Annotated in this window: 18 protein-coding genes; 10 read left to right on the top strand and 8 right to left on the bottom strand. The window is 68.9% G+C overall.

The features are described from left to right. Positions 1 to 16: 16 nt before the first annotated feature. On the bottom strand, positions 17 to 1,804 hold the full coding sequence (locus tag CAP40_RS08795) for a DUF4153 domain-containing protein (RefSeq protein WP_086128994.1): 1,788 nt from the start codon (positions 1,802 to 1,804) through the stop codon (positions 17 to 19). Positions 1,805 to 1,977: 173 nt separating this feature from the next. Here CAP40_RS08795 and CAP40_RS08790 point away from each other — a divergent pair, with 173 nt between their 5' ends. Both CAP40_RS08790 and ruvX read left to right on the top strand, forming a co-directional pair. Next, positions 1,978 to 3,087, top strand: coding sequence for a DUF3089 domain-containing protein (locus CAP40_RS08790; RefSeq protein WP_086129384.1), 1,110 nt, complete (start codon positions 1,978 to 1,980; stop codon positions 3,085 to 3,087). A gap of 107 nt (positions 3,088 to 3,194) precedes the next feature. Next, complete coding sequence (gene ruvX / locus CAP40_RS08785; protein ID WP_086128993.1) at positions 3,195 to 3,656, top strand: Holliday junction resolvase RuvX; 462 nt, start codon at positions 3,195 to 3,197, stop codon at positions 3,654 to 3,656. 31 nt (positions 3,657 to 3,687) lie between these two features. Here ruvX and CAP40_RS08780 read toward each other — a convergent pair whose 3' ends face one another. Continuing rightward, the gene (locus CAP40_RS08780; RefSeq protein WP_086128992.1) at positions 3,688 to 4,476 is read right to left on the bottom strand and encodes a hypothetical protein; all 789 of its coding nucleotides are present in this window, start codon (positions 4,474 to 4,476) and stop codon (positions 3,688 to 3,690) included. A 151-nt stretch (positions 4,477 to 4,627) separates the two neighbouring features. On the opposite strand from CAP40_RS08780, the gene CAP40_RS08775 reads away from it, so the two are divergent. Next, positions 4,628 to 5,617, top strand: a complete 990-nt coding sequence (locus CAP40_RS08775; RefSeq protein ID WP_086128991.1) for an aspartate carbamoyltransferase catalytic subunit — start codon at positions 4,628 to 4,630, stop codon at positions 5,615 to 5,617. Beyond that, positions 5,614 to 6,804 (top strand): dihydroorotase, encoded by a 1,191-nt coding sequence (locus tag CAP40_RS08770; protein ID WP_086128990.1) that lies wholly within the window; start codon positions 5,614 to 5,616, stop codon positions 6,802 to 6,804. The genes CAP40_RS08775 and CAP40_RS08770 overlap by 4 nt, the downstream gene beginning before the upstream one ends. A 25-nt stretch (positions 6,805 to 6,829) precedes the next feature. On the opposite strand, the gene CAP40_RS08765 is transcribed toward CAP40_RS08770, so the two are convergent. From CAP40_RS08765 to CAP40_RS08745, 5 genes are all read right to left on the bottom strand, one after another. Next, positions 6,830 to 7,216, bottom strand: coding sequence for a DUF1801 domain-containing protein (locus CAP40_RS08765; protein ID WP_086128989.1), 387 nt, complete (start codon positions 7,214 to 7,216; stop codon positions 6,830 to 6,832). Beyond that, entirely contained in the window at positions 7,213 to 7,398 is a 186-nt protein-coding gene (locus CAP40_RS08760) for a hypothetical protein (protein ID WP_086128988.1), read from the bottom strand. The genes CAP40_RS08765 and CAP40_RS08760 overlap by 4 nt, the downstream gene beginning before the upstream one ends. A 139-nt stretch (positions 7,399 to 7,537) precedes the next feature. Further along, positions 7,538 to 8,908: an SPOR domain-containing protein gene (locus tag CAP40_RS08755; RefSeq protein ID WP_256924089.1), complete on the bottom strand. Its 1,371-nt coding sequence runs from the start codon at positions 8,906 to 8,908 to the stop codon at positions 7,538 to 7,540. Between the two features lie 11 nt (positions 8,909 to 8,919). Next, the gene (locus CAP40_RS08750) at positions 8,920 to 9,489 is read right to left on the bottom strand and encodes a hypothetical protein (RefSeq protein WP_086128986.1); all 570 of its coding nucleotides are present in this window, start codon (positions 9,487 to 9,489) and stop codon (positions 8,920 to 8,922) included. After that, positions 9,489 to 10,202, bottom strand: a complete 714-nt coding sequence (locus tag CAP40_RS08745) for a ParA family protein (RefSeq protein ID WP_086128985.1) — start codon at positions 10,200 to 10,202, stop codon at positions 9,489 to 9,491. Before CAP40_RS08745 ends, CAP40_RS08750 begins: the two co-directional genes overlap by 1 nt. 178 nt (positions 10,203 to 10,380) lie before the next feature. Between CAP40_RS08745 and CAP40_RS08740 the strand changes: the two genes are divergently transcribed. The 4 genes from CAP40_RS08740 to CAP40_RS08725 all read left to right on the top strand — a co-directional run bounded on the left by CAP40_RS08740 (position 10,381) and on the right by CAP40_RS08725 (position 14,406). Then, positions 10,381 to 11,328 carry an SPOR domain-containing protein gene (locus tag CAP40_RS08740; protein ID WP_086128984.1) on the top strand — a complete coding sequence of 316 codons (948 nt, stop codon included), beginning with the start codon at positions 10,381 to 10,383 and terminating at the stop codon, positions 11,326 to 11,328. Positions 11,329 to 11,371: 43 nt separating this feature from the next. Then, positions 11,372 to 12,166: a MipA/OmpV family protein gene (locus tag CAP40_RS08735; RefSeq protein ID WP_086128983.1), complete on the top strand. Its 795-nt coding sequence runs from the start codon at positions 11,372 to 11,374 to the stop codon at positions 12,164 to 12,166. 41 nt (positions 12,167 to 12,207) lie between these two features. Next, positions 12,208 to 12,897 (top strand): DUF4336 domain-containing protein, encoded by a 690-nt coding sequence (locus CAP40_RS08730; RefSeq protein ID WP_086129383.1) that lies wholly within the window; start codon positions 12,208 to 12,210, stop codon positions 12,895 to 12,897. A gap of 87 nt (positions 12,898 to 12,984) precedes the next feature. Further along, positions 12,985 to 14,406: a glycosyl hydrolase family 28-related protein gene (locus tag CAP40_RS08725; RefSeq protein ID WP_086128982.1), complete on the top strand. Its 1,422-nt coding sequence runs from the start codon at positions 12,985 to 12,987 to the stop codon at positions 14,404 to 14,406. A gap of 36 nt (positions 14,407 to 14,442) precedes the next feature. Here CAP40_RS08725 and serB read toward each other — a convergent pair whose 3' ends face one another. Next, a complete protein-coding gene (gene serB, locus CAP40_RS08720; RefSeq protein ID WP_086129382.1) occupies positions 14,443 to 15,321 on the bottom strand; it encodes a phosphoserine phosphatase SerB in 879 nt (292 codons plus the stop codon). Here serB and miaA point away from each other — a divergent pair. Together miaA and ilvB are read left to right on the top strand one after the other, a co-directional pair. Continuing rightward, positions 15,314 to 16,243 carry a tRNA (adenosine(37)-N6)-dimethylallyltransferase MiaA gene (gene miaA / locus CAP40_RS08715; protein WP_086128981.1) on the top strand — a complete coding sequence of 310 codons (930 nt, stop codon included), beginning with the start codon at positions 15,314 to 15,316 and terminating at the stop codon, positions 16,241 to 16,243. The two genes, serB and miaA, sit on opposite strands and share 8 nt — an antisense overlap. Before the next feature lie 80 nt (positions 16,244 to 16,323). Then, positions 16,324 to 18,072 (top strand): biosynthetic-type acetolactate synthase large subunit, encoded by a 1,749-nt coding sequence (gene ilvB, locus CAP40_RS08710; protein ID WP_086128980.1) that lies wholly within the window; start codon positions 16,324 to 16,326, stop codon positions 18,070 to 18,072. Position 18,073 lies beyond the last annotated feature (1 nt).

The following is an 18,073-nucleotide window of genomic DNA, read 5'->3' as shown; positions in this document are numbered from 1 at the left end:
CGCCATCAAGCACCGCTTATTCGAAGGGCTCGCCCACGGGGACGCCCCCGACGAAGACCTGGCGCCGCTCGACGGGGCGAATCTCCACGCGCCCCGCCGGATAGCCGGCCGCGATCTGCGCGCGCTGCTCCGCGCTCGGCACGAAGCGATCGCCGGCATCCTTCCATGCGCCGTCCGCCAGCACGAAACGATCGCCGCCGCCGCAATAGGTGGCGATTCTCCGGGCCTTGCCGTCCTTGTCCAGCATCCCCGCATAGCAACTATCGGCGAACACCACGGCCTCGGCCGGATTGGCAAGGAATATCGTGCACAGATTGCCCTGACGGCATTGATATTTATCGGCGAGCAGATCGATCAGCCCCTGGGGCGCGCTCGCCCCCTCCGGCAAGACGCGGGCATTGTCGAGCACTCCGGATTTCGGCCCCGAACGCGACGGACTCTTCTTGTCACTCACCTCGACATCCCAGCGGCTCTCCGCCTTGGCGGCTTCCGCCGCCTTGCCCCGGATCTCGGCATTCCTCGACCTGCGCAACCGTTCCAGCGCATCGCGCCCCGGCTTGCCGAAGTCGAACGCCAGCGCCCGCCAGTCGAACTTCGCCGCCGAGATCCTGCCCGATTCGAGCCGCCCCACCTGGTCATCGGTCGATATCCGGTTGAAGTTGATCAGCGGCGTGGCAAGCAGCAGCCCCAGGCCGCAGAGCAGGAAGGCGAGCGCCAGGTTCGCCGGCCGGACGCGCAGGGTCCAGGCCAGGCGCCCCAGCACCAGCGACCCCAGATAGGCCGCGCCATAGAGGGTCGCGATCCCCACGAACACGATCGCCCAGAGCCGTTCGGGCGTATAGCCATATTGGCCGACGCGCAGTCCCGTCGCCACCGCCGCCAACACCGCCAGCGGCAGGATCACCACCGCCAGCAGCATCGCGCCGTAGCGGAGCAGCGGGTTGCGCCGTTCCTCCTCCGGTCGGTTGCCGATCACTGCGTTGGCGAGGATCAGCGCCCCCACCGCGCAGCTCAGCAGCAGCGGCGTGGTCGCCGAAGTCGCGTCCCACAGTGCCTGGAGGCCGGTAAAGGGCAATGCGAGCAGGAACAGCCCCAGCCCGATCGCGAGCACCGGCGCCAGCACCGCGAGCACCGTGGCGACGACGCGCTGGAGCAGCCGCACCACGGCGTCATGCTCGCGCAGCAGCCCCAGCGCCGCTCCAAAAGCCAGGCCGATCAGTGCGCGGGCGAACCAATTTTTCATCAGCAGGTCGTGGAGCAGCTCGATCTTGATGAGCTGGAACAGGCTGGCGAGGAGCCAAGCCATGACCCACACGATCGCCACGAACAGCCAGCAGGCGCACCACAGCACCACATTCTGCCAGGCATAGTCATGGACCGCGGCATAGGGGGTGCGTGGCACGCCCTCATCGCGCGCGGCCTGGAACAGCGGCGCGGCGACGGCCACGGCGAGCAACAGGCTCACCGTGCGCCAGCCCTCGCTCGCGCTCCACCCGCCAGGCGCGCCGTTCCACCAGGTGACGAAACCCGCCGCCACGCCGATCGCCGCCCCGAACGCGATCGAGGCCCACCACAGCCGCCGCTCGATCGTGAAGCCGATCATCGCCGCAAACAGCGTCACGCCCATCAGCGCCGCCGCCTGCAGCGCGCTCCATTCCATGCGATAGTTCAGGCTGTCGCCCAGGATCAGGTGCGCGGCGACACCGGTCGCCAGCCCCAGCCCGGCCAGCAGCAAGGGCCGCGCCGCCCAGCCTTCCGGCTCCGCGGCCGCCCCGATATCCATCCGCGTCTCGATCTCGTCCATGCACCCTCTCCCCTCGCCGGCGATGCTCCCGCATCCGGCGGAGGCGGTAAAGTGGATTTCCGGTGCAGAATGGCTGCATCGCGCATGCGAGGTTGCATCCCCGGCAATCGTGCCCCACGGGAATGCGATTGCAACAAATCGGCTCTATGCTGCATTGCACAATGGAGATGGGCTTGGCCCGGAAGTTTCTCTATCTCGTAGTAGGACTCATCGTGCTCGCACTGGCCGCCACCTTCGCCTATCGATTCTGGGGGATCGAGCTGCTCCGCCAGGCACTGGTGCCGAGCGCGGAAGTGGCGCGGCTCTCCGCGCCCGGCGACTATGGCAAGGCCGATCTCTGGCTCGCCCGGCCGGACAAGCCCGGCAATCCGGCGCTATGGACCCCGGACGGCTTCCAGCCGGCGGAGAACCCGCCCGCCGCGGTGTTCTTCGTCCACCCGACTTCGTTCCTCGATCGCACGCAGTGGAACGCCCCGCTGAACGACGTCGCCGCCAATGCCCGGGCCGAGCTGTTCCTGCGCGGCCAGGCGAGCGCCTTCAATTCCTCCGGCCTGGTCTGGGCGCCGCGATACCGCCAGGCGACCTTCGGCGCCTTCCTCACCAGCAAGGCCCAGGCGCAGCAGGCGCTCGACTTCGCCTATCGCGACGTGCTGGCGGCGTTCGACCAGTTCCTCAAGGAAGCCGGCAACCGCCCGATCATCCTCGCCGGCCACAGCCAGGGCGCGCTCCACCTCAGCCGCCTGCTGGTCGACCGCGTCGCCGGCAAGCCGCTCGCGAAGCGAATCGTCGCCGCCTATGTGGTCGGCTGGCCGGTCTCGATCACCGCCGACCTGCCGAAGATGGGCCTCCCCGCCTGTTCCGGCCCGGACGAGACCGGCTGCATCCTCTCCTGGCAGAGCTTCGCCGAACCCGCCGATCCCTCGCTGATCGTGGACACTTTCGACCAGACGAACGGCTTCACCGGCCAGCCGCGCAAGGGCACGCCGATGGTCTGCACCAATCCCCTAACCGGCAAGCCCAACGACGCCGCATCCATGGAGGCCAATCTGGGCGGCCTGCTGCCGAGCCGGGACCTGAGCAGCGCCGTGCTCCAGAAGAACCTCGTTCCCGCGCGCTGCGACGGGCGCGGCTTCCTGATGATCGGCAACAGCCCGCCCGACCTGGGCCCCTATGTGCTGCCGGGCAACAATTATCACGTGTTCGACTACAGCCTGTTCTGGGCGAACGTCCGCGCCGATGCCGAGCGACGATTGAAGGCCCGGCGCAAGTTCTGGCCGTTCTGAAAATTCCACGTCATCCCGGCGAAAGCCGGGATCTCGGGCAATTCCTTCCCGCCAGCGCCCGAGATCCCGGCTTTCGCCGGGATGACGATTGGGGCTACAGGGAGCGCGTGATCACCACCGCCCCCGCCGACTTCCGCGCCGCCCTCCCCGCCGGCGGCCGCCTGATCGGTCTCGACGTCGGCACCAAGACGATCGGCACCGCCCTGTGCGATGCCGGCTGGAGCTTCGCGAGCCCGGCGGAGCTGGTCCGCCGCACGAAATTCTCCAAGGACAAGGCCGCGCTCCAGGCGCTGATCGCCGCGCAGCAGGTGAAGGGTATCGTCATCGGCCTGCCCCTCAACCTCGACGGCACCGACAGCCCCCGCACCCAGTCCACCCGCGCCTTTGCCCGCAACATGGACGATCTGGGCTTCCCCATCCTGCTCTGGGACGAGCGTTGGTCCACCGTCGCCGTGGAGCGCACACTGATCGAGCAGGATTTCAGCCGCGCCCGCCGTGCGGAAATGATCGACAACATGGCCGCCGCCCATATCCTGCAAGCGGCGATCGACGCGCTGGTGAACGCCTGACCGATTTCCCCGCTCCGCGAGGGAGGGAGACTCAGCCCCGGTCGAACCGCGCGATCAGCCCGTCCAGCGTGCGTGGGCCGCGCTCGCCGCGTTCGCGCGTCTTGTAGGTCGAATCCCCGGCGTCCGCCGCCTGCAGCTTGCCGCAGAACCGGCGCACGTCCGCGCCCAGCATCGCCACGTCCGCGCCGATCCGGTCGAGATCCGCGCGGGCCGCCTTGCGTGCCTTGCGGCCGAGTGCGCCTTCCATCCGCCCGCGATGCTCCGCCGCCGCATCGGCAAAGCCGTCCGCCAGCGCCTCCATCTCGGCGACATAGGATAGCGAGACGAGCTGCGCGGGCGCATAGCCGAGCTGATCGTCGCCGTGCACGGCATTGGCGCCCACCCGCACCGTCGCCTGGCCGAGATAGAGCCGGGCCAACCCGGAGAGCGTGCGCTCGGCCAACTCGGCCAGCGCCGCGGTATCGGCGAGCAGCGCGGCGTGGCGCGCATCCACTGCCGGCGCATAGACCGACACCACCCGGGCGAAACGCGCCCCGTCCGATTGCTGCCGTTCGATCGCCCGCCGTGCGCGGATCAGCCGGTCGAGCGGCGCGCCGGCATTTTCGCGGAAGAACTGACGGGACAGCGCCACGACATTCTCCCCGCAATCGCGATGCGCCTGCAACGCGGCCAGCGCCAGCATCCGCCGCAGCGGCCGCCAGCGCGCGCGCTCCACCTGCGCCAGCCACCATGGCAGCAGCACGAGGACGAGCACCAGCCCCAGCACGAAGAAGAACGCCCCGGCCTGGAACGCCGCCAGCCACGCGGGATCGCGCGTCATCCAACCAACAAAGACAGCCCACCAGCCCTGCACGAACGCTCCCCCCGAAACGCAACGCGGCGGACTTCCTATCCGGCATTTGCGGCAGATGCGAGACTCCGCCGCCTCGCGGCTTGCCTCGCCGGCCCGGCGGGTCTAGGCGACGGCTTTAATGCAGGCCTCCGATCATCGCCCCGCAGCCCAGATAAAGGGCCGCGCCGTCTTCCCGCACCGGCACCTCACCGGGATTGCGGGCCTCCAGCCCCATGAGATCATGTTCCTGCTCGACGAGGCCGAGCAATGGATCGAGGCGAACCGCACCCGCGCCAGGAGCGACCGGCGGCTCGAGGGCATCACCCAGATCAACGCGTTCTTCGAGAACTCGACCCGCACGCTCCTCTCCTTCGAGATCGCCGGCAAGCGCCTGGGGGCGGACGTGGTCAACATGCACGCCGCCCAGTCGAGCGTGAAGAAGGGCGAGACGCTGATCGACACCGCCGTGACGCTCAACGCGATGCGCGCCGATGTGATCGTGATCCGCCACATGGCCTCGGGCGCGGTGCAACTGATCGCCGACAAGGTCGATTGCCCGGTGCTCAACGCCGGCGACGGCTGGCACGAGCACCCGACCCAGGCGCTGCTCGACGCGCTTACCATCCGCCGCCGCCGCGGCGCGGTCGCGGGCCAGCGCGTGGTGATCTGCGGCGACCTGCTCCACAGCCGCGTCGCCCGCTCGAACATGCTGGCGCTGACCGCATTGGGCGCGGAGGTCCGTGTGGTCGCGCCTTCCACGCTGATGCCCCCGGCGATCGAGGGACTCTATGTCACGCCCTTCATCGATTTCGACGCCGCGCTGGAAGGGGCCGACGTCGTGATGATGCTCCGCGTCCAGAACGAGCGGATGGCCGGCGGCTTCATCCCTTCCACCCGCGAGTTCCATGCCCGCTATGGCCTCACGCCCGAGCGGCTCGCCCTTGCCAGGCCCGATGCGCTGGTAATGCATCCGGGCCCGATGAACCGCGGCGTAGAGATCGACAGCGCGATCGCCGACCATCCGGAGCGCAGCGCGATCACCGAACAGGTGGAGATGGGCGTGGCCGTCCGCATGGCCTGCCTCGACGTGCTCACCAGGGCCGAGCGCGGCGTGGAGGGCTGGGCATGAGCCGTGTGTTCGAAAACGTCAAAGTCCTTGGCGGCGGCGCCAGCTTCGCCTTTGACGGCGAAACCATCGCCAGCGACGCTGCCGGCGCCGAGACCATCGACGGCAAGGGCCTCACCCTCGCCCCCGGCATCGTCGACCTGGGCGTGTTCGCCGTGGACCGCGCCGCCTGCCGGGCCGGCGGCATCACGCGAGTCGGGCTGATGCCCGATCAGTCGCCGATCCTCGACGATCCCGGCATCATCCGCCGCGCCGCGCTGATGGGGAAGCCCGACCTATGGGTCCATCCGCTCGCCGCCGCCACGCGCGGCCTCCAGGGTGCCGACCTGGCCGAGATGGCGATCAACGCGTCGGCGGGTGCCAGGGCCGTCGCCACCGGCCGCCGCTGGATCGCGGACGCGGGCGTGATGCGCAAGGTGCTCGCCTATGCCCGCGATTGCGGCCTTACCGTCATCGCCCATGCCGAGGATGGCGGGCTCGCGGGCGACGCGGTCGCGACCGAAGGCCTCACCGCCACGCTTCTGGGCCTCGCCGCCGCCCCCGCGATTGCCGAGGCGCTGGCGATCGCGCGCGACACGATGCTCGCCGAGGATACCGGCGCCCGCGTCCATTTCCGCCAGGTCACCACCGCCGCCGGGCTCGACCTGGTCCGCCAGGCCAAGCGCCGCGGCGTGCAGGTCACCTGTGGCGTCACGCCGGCGCATTGGCTGCTCTCCGACATCGACGTCAGCGACTATCGCACCTATGCCCGCCTCTCGCCGCCGCTGCGCGGCGATGGCGACCGCCAGGCGGTCCGCGCCGCGCTCGCCGACGGCACGATCGACGTCATCGCCTCGGGCCATGATCCGCGCGGGCCCGAGGGCAAGCGCCTGCCCTTCGCCGATGCCGAGGAAGGCATGTCGGGTGCCGAGACGCTGCTCGCCCTGTCGCTCGGCCTGGTCCGCGACGGCGTGCTGACGCTGGAGCGCCTTTTCGAACTGCTCGCCGCCAACCCGGCGCGCATCCTCGGCCTGGATGCCGGCACGCTGGAAGCCGGCAGGCCCGCCGACTTCATCCTGTTCGATCCCGAAGCACCCTGGGCGATCGACGCCACGAAGATGAAGGCGCGCGCCGGCAACACGCCGTTCGACGGGCTGCCGGTGCAGGGCAAGGTCCACCGCGTCTTCAAGGGTGGCCGGGAGATCGAATAAGGCGCCGGCGCCCGCTCCTAGACCGTCATCTCCGCGCCGGCTTGGCCAGGTTCGCCGCCACCGCCTCGCGGATCAGCGCCTTGAGCGCCTCCACATCGATCGCCTCGCCCTCGTGGATGTCGATCGCGCGGCGGACATTCCCGTCGAGGCTCGAATTGAACAGCCCCTTGGGATCCGCCAGGGCCGCGCCCTTGGCGAAGGTCAGCTTCACCGCCGCCTTGTAGGTCTCGCCGGTGCAGAGAATGCCGGCATGTTCCCACACCGGCACGCCGCGCCACTTCCACGTCTCCGCCACCTCGGGATCGGCTTCGTGGATGATCGCCCGCACCCGTGCCAGTGCCTCGCCGCGCCAGTCGTCCAAGGCGGCGATGCGGGCGTCGATCTGCTCGGCGGCGGTCTTGTCTTCGCTCATGCGTTCCTCGCGAGATAGGGCCGGGCGAACATGTAGAGCCCCGTCGGCAGCAGCACCAGCAGCGGGATCACCGCAACCAGCCCGAGCCACATCGCATTGCTCCCCGTGATCACCGCGACGATGTTCACGATCGCAGCGATGCTGAAGACGATACCGGTCCAACGATGAATCTGGCGGATCATGACTGCCTCCCCGAAAATACATAACCATATGGCTATGCATTTCTCATAACCAGCAGGTTATCTGTTCGTCAAGCGCCAGAAAAAGGCCGAGGCGTTGCCGCCCCGGCCTCTCTTTTCCCGATGGGAGAGGGAAACTTGTTCAGCGCGAAGCCAGGCGCACGCCCGGCCTGGCCCAGGCCGCCAGCGCGTCGCCCGCGCCGGCGCGCACGAAGCAGGTCTGGCCGCTCGCCTTCACCTGGCGGCACAGCGCCTCGGCGTCGCCGCGGCCATAGCCGCCCACCGACAGGCGATAGAAGCTGCCCGCCCGGGTCGAGACCTTGGCGCCATAGGGCGTCTGGCCCGAAAGCGCCGACACCCGGTGCCCGAAGCGGCTCCATGCGTCGCGGGCCACCGCCGGGCTCGCATAGGCGCCGAGCTGGACGTAGAAATTGCCGCGCGACGGCCTGGCCGACGCGACCTTCTCGATCGCCGGTGCGCGCGCACTCAACGATGCGGTGGCGACGGGCGCCCGGGCCGCGGCGGCGGGAACAGCCTGCACCACTTCCTCGCGCGGGCCGAACACGACACCGCCATTGGTGCCGGCGACCGGCGCGACCTCGACGGCGGCCGTCGCAGTGACGGAAGCGGCCGCGGCGGCGCCGCCGGTCTCGACCGCGACTGCCTGGGCGTTGGCCGGAACGCCCGGCATGTAGCTGTCGACCGCGTCCTGCGCCGGCACGGTCTGTACCGGCTGGGTCGCGGCGGCAGCGAGCATCACGTTCTGCTGGGCCAGCGCGAGGCGGACCGGCTGGCCGGCGTCCTGCACCGGCGTCACGCCGAGCAGCGAGGCAACCTGGTCATAAGCGTTGGTCGGGCGAGCGAAATTCACCCATTGCAGCATGCGCGCGCCGATCTGGTCGGGCGCGACGTCGACGGCGGCGACCTGCTTGGCTTCGGCCCAGCGGCCCGAGAGCGCAAGCGCGAGCGCGAGGTTCTGGCGGGTCTTGGCGGTGGCGTCCTCGGCCCGGGCGGCGGGGCCCAGTATCTCGACGGCCTTCACCGGATCGCCGGCCAGCGCGAAGGCCAGGCCGCGATCGGCGGCGGGGATCGTGTCTTCATGCGACTGCAGCATCGCGCGCGCGCCCGGCCAGTCGCCGCCCGCGATCTTGGCGAGGACCAGGTTGAGCGCCACGCGCCCGTCGCCGGGATTGAGCGTCAGGGCATCGCCCAGCGCCTGGTTGGCCGAGGCGAAGCGGCCGGAGAGCAGATAGGCCTGGCCCAGCAGCGCGCGATATTCGGCGTTCTGCGGATCATTGGCCACTGCCGCCTCGGCATGCGCAACCGCGTCGGCGGCCTTGCGCCGGGCGATCGCCTTGTGCGCCTGGCCGGCTTCCTGCGCCGCCTTCTTCGCATTGGGCGCATCGGTCGCGAAGGCCGAGAGCGCGAAGCCCTGGGTCGCGATGCCGGCTGCCAGCGTGCCGCCGGCCGCGAGCGCCGAGAGGCCGATCACGAGCTTGCTACGGGTCTTCATCATCCGTTCCTTCAACGGTTCCCGGCCGGGCCGACCTGACGCGCGAGCGTCTCGACCTCGGTCAGCGATTCGAGAAAGGCGTCGAGCGCCTCGGTCACGAGTTGTTGCGCCGAACGATTGGTGACCGCCGATGCGAGGCGCAGGCGCAGATGCCGGTCATTGTCGAGGCGAAGCGTGAACGCCGCCTTGGATTTCCTTGCCACTTCGCGGGCCAGCCGTTCGGCGGCGGCCGGGGCCAGCGCGGCGCGCGGCGCGACCGGAGCGGACGGCGGCGCGGTCACCGCCACGGGTGCCGGCGGCACGGCCACCGGCTCGGGCGCGCTGAACCGCTCGTCGAGCTGTTCGATCTGGCGCAGCACCTGGGGCTTGGGTGCCGGTATCGGCGCCGGCTCGGGCGCGAATTGCTGGGCATGGTGCGCATGGGCGTGATCGTCGCCCATGTCGTTCCAGCCGAGATCCTCCTGGGCGGTCGCCGGATTGAGGCCGACGAAACCCTGCGGGCGCATCGCCGGGCGCGCCTGGCCCTTGCGGGCGAGCAGGCTCGAGGAGAGCGAGGCGGTGGGCTTGGGGGTGCCGAACATCAGCTCACCACCCTGCGGCCGAAGCCACCAGCCGGGCGCGGCGCGCCGAATTGATTGACCGCGGTCGGCGCGGCGAAGACGGTACGGCGGAAGTTCTTCTCCAGCCGGTCGTTGATATAGGTCCACAGCGCCGCGACCTCGCCGGCCGAGCGGCCGTTCGGATCGACTTCCATCACGGTGCGGCCGTCGATCATCGAGGCGGCGAAATCGGTGCGGTGATGCAGCGTGATCGGCGCGACGGTGCCGTGCTGCGACAGCGCCACCGCGGCCTCGCTGGTGATCCGGGCCTTGGGCGTGGCGGCGTTGACGACGAAGATCAGCGGCTTGCCCGCGCGATCGCACAGATCGACCGTGGCGCCCACGGCGCGCAGGTCGTGCGGCGACGGGCGCGTCGGGATCACGATCAGCTCGGCCACCGCGATCACGCTCTGGATCGCCATGGTGATGGCCGGCGGCGTGTCGATAACCGCGAGCTTGAAGCCCTGCTGGCGCAGGATCTCGAGGTCCGAGGCCAGCCGCGCGACCGTGGTCTGCGCAAAGGCCGGAAGATCCGTCTCGCGCTCGTTCCACCAATCGGCGAGCGAGCCCTGCGGATCGATGTCGATCAGCACGACCGGGCCACACCCGGCCCGTTCCGCCTGCACGGCGAGATGGCCCGACAAGGTCGTCTTGCCGGATCCGCCCTTCTGCGATGCCATCGCGAGAACGCGCATGAACCCCCTCGAAATACCAGTTACCCGAGAGTGGGGATGCCATGGCGGCGTCTAAGAATGCGTTAACGGCGTTCCGCCCCGGGATTCTCCGTACGTGCGGCCGGGTAAGGATTTCTTTCACAAACGATGGTTAACTGGCATTTATCCAATCTTGCCGGGACGGGAGTCGAAAGGTCGCATGAAGCTTCTCGGGTTGATCGCTGTTGCCGGGATGGCGCTCGCCGCCCCGCTGGCGCTCGCGCAGGAGAATCCGGTCAAGGCCGGGGTCGAGGCATGGGAGCGCGGCGACTACAAGGGCGCCGTCGATCGCTGGCGCAGCCCGGCGATGAAGGGCGATGCCGACGCGCAGTTCAATCTCGGCCAGGCCTATAAGCTCGGCCGCGGCGTCACCGCCGACCTGAACCAGGCCGAGCTCTGGTACGGCAAGGCCGCCGCGCAGGGCCATGAGCAGGCCGAGGCGAGCTACGGCCTCGCCCTCTTCGCCAACGGCAAGCGCGACAAGGCGGCACCCTGGCTCCAGCGCGCCGCCGGCCGCGGCGATCCGCGCGCGCAATACGTGCTCGGCACGATGTATTTCAACGGCGACGCGGTCCAGAAGGACTGGGTGCGCGCCTATGCGCTGGTCACCCGTGCCTCGCAGTCCGGCCTGGCCGAAGCCTCGAGCGCCCTCGCGCAGATGGACAAGTACATGACGGTGCAGGACCGCCAGGCGGGCCTGACCCTGGCGCGCAAATATGAGGAAGAGGCGAACCGCGCGCCCCTGCCCGGCGCGGCATCGCCCCCGGTGGAAGTCGCCGGTACGCCGCCGCCCCGCACCACGCCCGTCCGCACGCCGCCGCCGCGCGTCACCGCCACCCCGGCGCCCGCGCCGGTCAAGGTCGCGGCGACCCCGCCGGCGCCCGCCGCGATCCGCGACGGCGGCTGGCGGCTCCAGCTCGGCGCATTCGGCGAACCCGCCAATGCCCGCAAGCTCTGGGGCCAGGTCGGCGCCCGTTTCCCGGGCCGGCAGGTTTCCTATGTGAAGGCGGGCACCCTCACCAAGGTGCTGGTCGGCCCCTTTGCCAGCCGCGGCGAGGCCGCGAGCGCCTGTCGCGGCGTGAGCCCTTGCGTGCCGGTCGGCCAATAGTCATATCGCACCTGCAACAGAGCTGTGTGTAGGGCGTTCGAGCATGATGATCCGTTTCCTCGCGCTCGCGCCCCTGCTCGCCATCGCCCTGCCCGCGCATGCACAGGATGACGAACCCAGGCCGCCACGGCGCTACCGCGTCTCGCTCGGCCCCCAGCTCACCCCCAATTATCCCGGGGCGGACAAGCTGCAGCTCACCCCGATGCTCGATGTCGCCACCGCGCGCGGCGACGACCCCTTCCCCTTCGTGGCCGCGGACGACAGCTTCGGCTTCGCGCTGATCGACAAAAGCGGGTTCGAGTTCGGCCCCGCCGCCAATTTCCAGGGCTCGCGCCGCCGGAGCGAGGCCGGCGCCCCGGTCGACGAGGTCGGCACCACGATCGAACTGGGCGGCTATGCGCAATATTGGCTTGCCAGGCCGCTGCGCCTCCATGCCGAACTGCGCAAGGGCATCAACGGCCATGGCGGGCTGATCGGCGGCGTCGGGCTCGACTATGTCGCCCGCGACGGCGACAAATGGGTGATCTCGATCGGCCCGCGCGTCTCGCTGTCGGACGCGAAATATCGCCGCGCCTATTTCGAAGTAACGCCCGCCGTCGCCGCCCGCACGGGCCTGCCGGTCTACCGCGCCGATGGCAGCGCGGTCCATGCGCTGGGCGTGAGCAGCACCGCCACCTGGCAATTTTCCCGTCGCTGGGGCCTGTACGGCTACACCCGCTACGATCGGCTGGTGGGCGACGGCGCCGATTCCCCCCTTTCGCGCGGGCCGATCGGCAGCCGCAATCAGCTTTCCGGCGGCCTTGGCCTCAGCTTCACCTTCGGCAAGGGCGTGCGCTGAGCCCGGGACGCATCGACGGGGAGTCCGCAGCGATGGAAGCCATGCTGAGACCCTTCGGCACGGAAATCTGGCTGGCGGACGGCCCCGTCGTGTCGGTCGCGGGCTTTCGCTACCCCACGCGGATGGCAGTGATGCGGTTGCGCGACGGCACGCTCTTCCTCTGGTCGCCGATCGCGCTTTCGGATGGCTTGCGCGGCGCGGTCGCGGCGCTCGGCGCGGTGCGGCACCTCATCGCGCCCAACGGCCTGCACGATCGCTTCCTGGGAGAATGGCAACGCGCCTTCCCACAGGCGACGCTCCACGCCCCGCCCGGCCTTGCCACGCGACATCCCGATCTGCGTTTCGGCCGCGACCTGGCGGACGGGCCAGGCTTTGCCTGGGACGACGAGATCGACCAGATCACCCTATCGGGCAATCGGATCACGACCGAGCTGGCCTTCTTCCACCACGCCAGCCGCACGCTGCTGTTCACCGACCTGATCCAGCATTTCCCGCGCGGATGGTTCGCCGGCTGGCGCGCGATCGTCGCCCGGCTCGACGGGATGACGGCGCGCGAACCCCAGGTCCCCCGCAAGTTCCGCTATGCCTTTTCCGACCGCCCCGCCGCCCGATTGGCGGTACGACGCATCCTCGACTGGCCGGCGGAGAAGCTCGTGATCGCGCATGGGCCGCCGGTCGAACGGGATGCTCGCGCGGTCGTCGCAAACGCCTTTCGCTGGCTGGGAGCGTAGCCAGCGCGCTTGCAATGTTGGAGAATACAATGTTCCCGTTTTGTTCGGAGGGCAATCCTGGCCCGTCGGCAAGCGAGGACGACAATCATGACAGTCAATGTGAAGGAAGCCCCCTATTTCGCGGGCACTGGCGGAGTCGACGATACCGCCGCTATCCAGGCGGCACTGAACGACCACTATCGGATCTTCATTCCCGCCGGCATCTACCGGATCGATCCGTCGGTCGGCCTGGTGCTGCGGACGGGCAACCAGATCGTCGGCGAAGGACGCGGCGCCACCATCCTGCATGCCTTGCCGGGGGGCGGCTCCATCGCGCAGCTCGCAGCCTATGGCGGCGGATCGATCCTCCGCCGCGCCTTCGATCCGAACGACTCGAACGCCTATGTCACCGATGTGGTGCTCCGCGACTTCGGCGTGGTCCTGACGCATCCGACCGACAGCATCACCGCCACCGCGATCCAGATCGGCATCGATCTGCGCAACATCACTCGCTCGATCGTCGAGCGCGTGCACGTCGGCAATATCGCGCCCGAAAACGTCATTCTGGACAAGCCCAAGGCCATCAGCCGCGAATATGAAGTCCAAGGCTATGGCATCGTGATCGGCAACGTCAGCAGCGGCACCAAGCTGCCCAACGAAAAGACGCCCTATGCCGGCGGCGAGGTGAACACGATCCGCAACTGCGCGGTCTGGGGTGCGTACAAGCTGATCACCCAGGACGACGGCGATCTCAGCCCGCTCTCCGGGGCGCATGCGACGACGATCGACACTTGCGACCTTCAGCTGGGCCACCACATCCTCGTCCAGGAGAGCCGCTATGCCACCGGCAATGCATGGCGCGGCAACACATTGCAGGCCGTGCTAAAGCAGCCCGGCAACCCCAACCGCAGCTTCCTGCTCCGGGTCGAAGGCTATAACAATCACATGGCCGACGGCTATATCGAGGGCCAGGACCGGACGGGTGGCGTGCCCCAGCTCGACTATTTCCTCTATCTCGGCAACAGCTCGCAGAACAACCGGATCGCGCTTCCCTATTTCGCCTATTCGTCGCTCGCCGCGCAGATGGTGGACAATGGGCGGCGGAACATCGTGACCGGATATGAAGCCGAACCGCAGTTCACCGACCATGACGGCAATCCGGCCACCCCGCCGGTGGAAACGTCCAAGGCTTCGTTCGGCCCGGCCTTCACGCTCTATGACGGGGCGCATGCCGAACCCTGGGTGAAGTTCCATTGGGATGGCGCCCAGGTCGTGATCGATGGCGGCCAGGGCGCGTCGGTGGTCCGCGTCGGCGTGGGCGACTATCTGGTCAACTGGGACAAGCCGTTCCGCAGCAACGATTATGCGCTGTCGGCATCGCTCAACACCAATACGTCCGGCCATCCGGGTTCGATCACGCTCGGCAGCCAGACCGAAGCGAATGCCCGCTTCTATACCTATATCGACGCCGGCGGCCCGCTCGCGCAGGCCGATCCGCAGTTCCTGTACGTATCGGCCAAGAACGGCTGATCCCGCTCCGCTCCTGCGCGTTCCCGCGCAGGAGCCTCAGCTCTCCGCCCAATCCTTCGCCGCGATCCCCTGCGCGTAGAGCAGCGCGCTCAGGTCGCCATGGTCGATCCGCACGCCCGCCGCCGCCGCGACGATCGGCTTGGCGTGATAGGCCACGCCCAGCCCGGCCGCGCGGATCATCGCCAGGTCGTTGGCGCCGTCGCCCACCGCCAGCGTGCCGTCCACCGCCAGCCCCAGTTCGCCCCGCACCGCCACCAGTGTCTCGAGCTTGGTGTTGCTGTCGACGATCGGCCGCTCGACCGTCCCGTCCAGCGCACCGTCCGCGATCACCAGCCGGTTGGCGATCACCCGGTGGAAGCCGATCTCCGCACCCACCGGTTCGGCGAAGCGCGTGAACCCGCCCGATACCAGCACGCAGGTCGCCCCCCGTGCCCGCATCGTGCGCACCAGTGCCTTCGCGCCCGGCATCAGCTGCACCCGCTCGGCCAGGCACTGCGCGATCGCACCCTCCGGCAGGCCCTTCAGCAACGCTACCCGCGCGTCGAGCGCCGCGCCGAAATCCAGCTCGCCGCGCATCGCCCGCTCGGTCACTTCGGCGATCTGCGGCTTGATCCCGGCATAGTCTGCCAGTTCGTCGATGCACTCCACGGTGATCATCGTCGAATCCATGTCGGCGACGAGCAGCTTCTTCTCCCGCCCCGCCATCGGCTGCACCGCCACGTCGCAAGCGGGGAACGCGCCTTCCAGCGCGGCACGCGCGGCATCGGGATGCTGGACGAATTCGAGGTCCGCCGCGCGCCCCGCGTCGATCCAGCGCGACGCTCCCGGGGCGCAGCCCGCCGCCGCCAGCCGGTCACCCGCCTCGGAAAGCTGCCCTGCGGTCAAACCCTCTGTTATAAGCGTCGCAATGAACATCGGATCCCCTGACCTGCCTTTGGTGGCGCTCATCGCAGGGCCGACCGCGAGCGGCAAGTCCGCGCTCGCGCTCGCGCTGGCCGAAAAGCATCGCGGCATCGTGATCAACGCGGATTCGATGCAGGTCTATGCCGACCTCCGAATACTCACCGCCCGCCCCACAGCCGAGGAGGAGAAGCGCGCCCCGCACCGCCTGTTCGGCCATGTCGATGGCGCCGATGCCTATTCCGCCGCGCGCTGGGCGGCCGAGGCCCGCGGCGCCATCGCAGAGGCGCATGCGGCGGGCCGCCTCCCCATCCTCGTCGGCGGCACCGGCATGTATCTGCGCACCCTGATCGAGGGGATCGCCCCGGTGCCCGAGATCGATCCGGAAGTCCGCGCCGCGGTCCGCGCCATGGCGGTCGCCGATGCGCATGCCGAGCTGTCCCGGCTCGATCCCGAAACCGCCGCCCGGCTCAAGCCCGCCGATACCGCCCGCGTGTCCCGCGCGCTCGAAGTCGTCCGCTCCACCGGCAAGTCGCTCGGCGCCTGGCAGGCGGAACGTCATGGCGGCATCGGCGGCGAGGTGCGCATCGCCGCGCTGATCCTGTTGCCCGACAAGACCTGGCTCGCCGACCGGATCGACCGCCGCTTCCGCCACATGGTCAAGGTTGCCCAGAAAGAGGTCGAGGCGCTGCTCGCCCGCACCGACGTGCCGGACGACGCCCCGGTGCTGCGCGCGATCGGAGTGCGCGAGATCGGCCTGGCGCTTCAGGGCGAGAGCGACATGGACGAGGCGCATTTCGCCGGCTCGCTCGCCACCCGCCAGTACGCCAAGCGCCAGTACACCTGGTTCCGCCGCCAGCCCTCGCCCGAATGGGAGCGCACGGACGAGACACAAACGAACAGACTCATTGAGATATTCGAAACAAAATTACTATAATGCGGCTTGACGCGTAGTTTTCGTGCAGGTAGCAGCGCCCTTCGGCGGTGCGTTTTGCACTGCAACCAACGGAGGCCGATGTGACCGAGAAGAGTGGAGCAGACATCCTGATCGAGACGCTGTGCGATCTCGGTGTGGAAGTCGTGTTCGGCTATCCCGGCGGCGCGGTGCTTCCGATCTACGATGCCATCTTCAAGCAGGATCGCATCAAACATATTCTTGTCCGCCACGAGCAGGCGGCGACGCACGCGGCCGAGGGCTATGCCCGCGCCACGGGCAAGCCGGGGGTCGTCCTCGTCACGTCGGGCCCGGGCGCGACCAACGCAGTCACCGGCATCACCGATGCGCTGATGGATTCGATCCCGATGGTCGTCATCACCGGCCAGGTCCCCACCGGCCTGATCGGCACCGATGCCTTCCAGGAGGCGGACACGGTCGGCATCACGCGCCACTGCTCGAAGCACAATTATCTGGTGAAGGACCCCGCCCGGCTCGAACCGACGATTCGCGAGGCCTTCTACATCGCCACTTCGGGCCGGCCGGGCCCGGTGGTGATCGACATCCCCAAGGACGTCCAGGTCGCGACCGCGCGGCGCGGCGAGAACGCCCCGATCTCGCACAAGACCTATCGCCCGCAGGTCGAGCCCGATGCGGCGGCGATCGAGAGGGCGGTCGACATGCTGGCCGCGGCCGAGCGACCGATCTTCTACACCGGCGGCGGGGTCATCAATTCGGGTCCCGACGCCGCGCGCCTGCTGCGCCAGCTCGCGGAGATCACCGGCGCGCCGGTCACCTCGACCCTGATGGGCCTCGGCGCCTTCCCCGCCTCTGACGACAAGTGGCTGGGCATGCTGGGGATGCACGGCACCTACGAAGCAAATATGGCGATGAACAAGGCCGATCTGATCATCGCCCTGGGTGCCCGGTTCGACGATCGCGTCACCGGCCGCCTGGATGCCTTTTCGCCGAACAGCGCGAAGATCCATGTCGATATCGACCGGTCGAGCATCAACAAGAACGTCCGCGTCGACCTGCCCATCGTGGCGGACGTCGGCCGGGCGATCCAGGCGATGATCGATGCGTATCAACGCCGGAAGCACCCCCGTCCGGACCTGTCCGAATGGTGGAACCGCATCCAGGGCTGGCGCCAGACCCGCTGCCTGGATTTCCAGGAGGCCGATCCCCAGGTCATCATGCCGCAACGCGCCATCAGGGCCTTGTGGGAGGCGACCAAGGACAAGGCCCCGATCATCACCACCGAAGTCGGCCAGCACCAGATGTGGGCCGCCCAGCATTTCGACTTCGAGGACCCCAACAAATGGCTGACTTCGGGCGGCCTGGGGACGATGGGCTATGGCCTGCCGGCCGCGATCGGCGCCCAGCTGGGCAATCCGGACGCGCTGGTGATCGACATCGCCGGCGAAGCCTCGATCCAGATGAACATCCAGGAACTGGCGACGGCGACCCAATATCGCCTGCCGGTCAAGATCTTCATCCTGAACAACGAATATATGGGCATGGTCCGCCAGTGGCAGCAGCTGACCTATCAGTCGCGCTATTCGGAGAGCTACAGCGACGCGCTGCCCGATTTCGTGAAGCTAGCCGAGGCCTATGGCTGGAAGGGCATCCGCATCGAGACGCGCGACCAGCTCGACACCGGCATCGCCGAGATGCTCGCGCATGACGGGCCGGTGCTGGTGGATTGCATGGTGGCCAAGCTCGCCAACTGCTTCCCGATGATCCCGTCGGGCGCCGCCCATACCGAAATGCTGCTCCAATCGGCCGAAGTCTCGGGCGAGATGGACGACGAAGCCAAGGCGCTGGTCTGAT

This window comes from Sphingomonas sp. IBVSS2, assembly GCF_002127225.1.
Taxonomy (GTDB): Bacteria; Pseudomonadota; Alphaproteobacteria; order Sphingomonadales; family Sphingomonadaceae; genus Sphingomonas.
This window is presented reverse-complemented; position numbering and strand designations above follow the sequence as displayed.

Bases quoted from the DNA above. Each gene is read 5' to 3' on its own strand.
- CAP40_RS08795 (WP_086128994.1), bottom strand. From the start codon at position 1,804: ATGGACGAGATCGAGACGCGGATGGATATCGGGGCGGCCGCGGAGCCG.
- CAP40_RS08780 (WP_086128992.1), bottom strand. From the start codon at position 4,476: ATGACGCGCGATCCCGCGTGGCTGGCGGCGTTCCAGGCCGGGGCGTTC.
- CAP40_RS08775 (WP_086128991.1), top strand. From the start codon at position 4,628: ATGCAGGCCTCCGATCATCGCCCCGCAGCCCAGATAAAGGGCCGCGCC.
- CAP40_RS08770 (WP_086128990.1), top strand. From the start codon at position 5,614: ATGAGCCGTGTGTTCGAAAACGTCAAAGTCCTTGGCGGCGGCGCCAGC.
- CAP40_RS08765 (WP_086128989.1), bottom strand. From the start codon at position 7,216: ATGAGCGAAGACAAGACCGCCGCCGAGCAGATCGACGCCCGCATCGCC.
- CAP40_RS08760 (WP_086128988.1), bottom strand. From the start codon at position 7,398: ATGATCCGCCAGATTCATCGTTGGACCGGTATCGTCTTCAGCATCGCT.
- CAP40_RS08755 (WP_256924089.1), bottom strand. From the start codon at position 8,908: ATGAAGACCCGTAGCAAGCTCGTGATCGGCCTCTCGGCGCTCGCGGCC.
- CAP40_RS08750 (WP_086128986.1), bottom strand. From the start codon at position 9,489: ATGTTCGGCACCCCCAAGCCCACCGCCTCGCTCTCCTCGAGCCTGCTC.
- CAP40_RS08745 (WP_086128985.1), bottom strand. From the start codon at position 10,202: ATGCGCGTTCTCGCGATGGCATCGCAGAAGGGCGGATCCGGCAAGACG.
- CAP40_RS08740 (WP_086128984.1), top strand. From the start codon at position 10,381: ATGAAGCTTCTCGGGTTGATCGCTGTTGCCGGGATGGCGCTCGCCGCC.
- CAP40_RS08735 (WP_086128983.1), top strand. From the start codon at position 11,372: ATGATGATCCGTTTCCTCGCGCTCGCGCCCCTGCTCGCCATCGCCCTG.
- CAP40_RS08730 (WP_086129383.1), top strand. From the start codon at position 12,208: ATGCTGAGACCCTTCGGCACGGAAATCTGGCTGGCGGACGGCCCCGTC.
- CAP40_RS08725 (WP_086128982.1), top strand. From the start codon at position 12,985: ATGACAGTCAATGTGAAGGAAGCCCCCTATTTCGCGGGCACTGGCGGA.
- miaA (WP_086128981.1), top strand. From the start codon at position 15,314: ATGAACATCGGATCCCCTGACCTGCCTTTGGTGGCGCTCATCGCAGGG.
- serB (WP_086129382.1), bottom strand. From the start codon at position 15,321: ATGTTCATTGCGACGCTTATAACAGAGGGTTTGACCGCAGGGCAGCTT.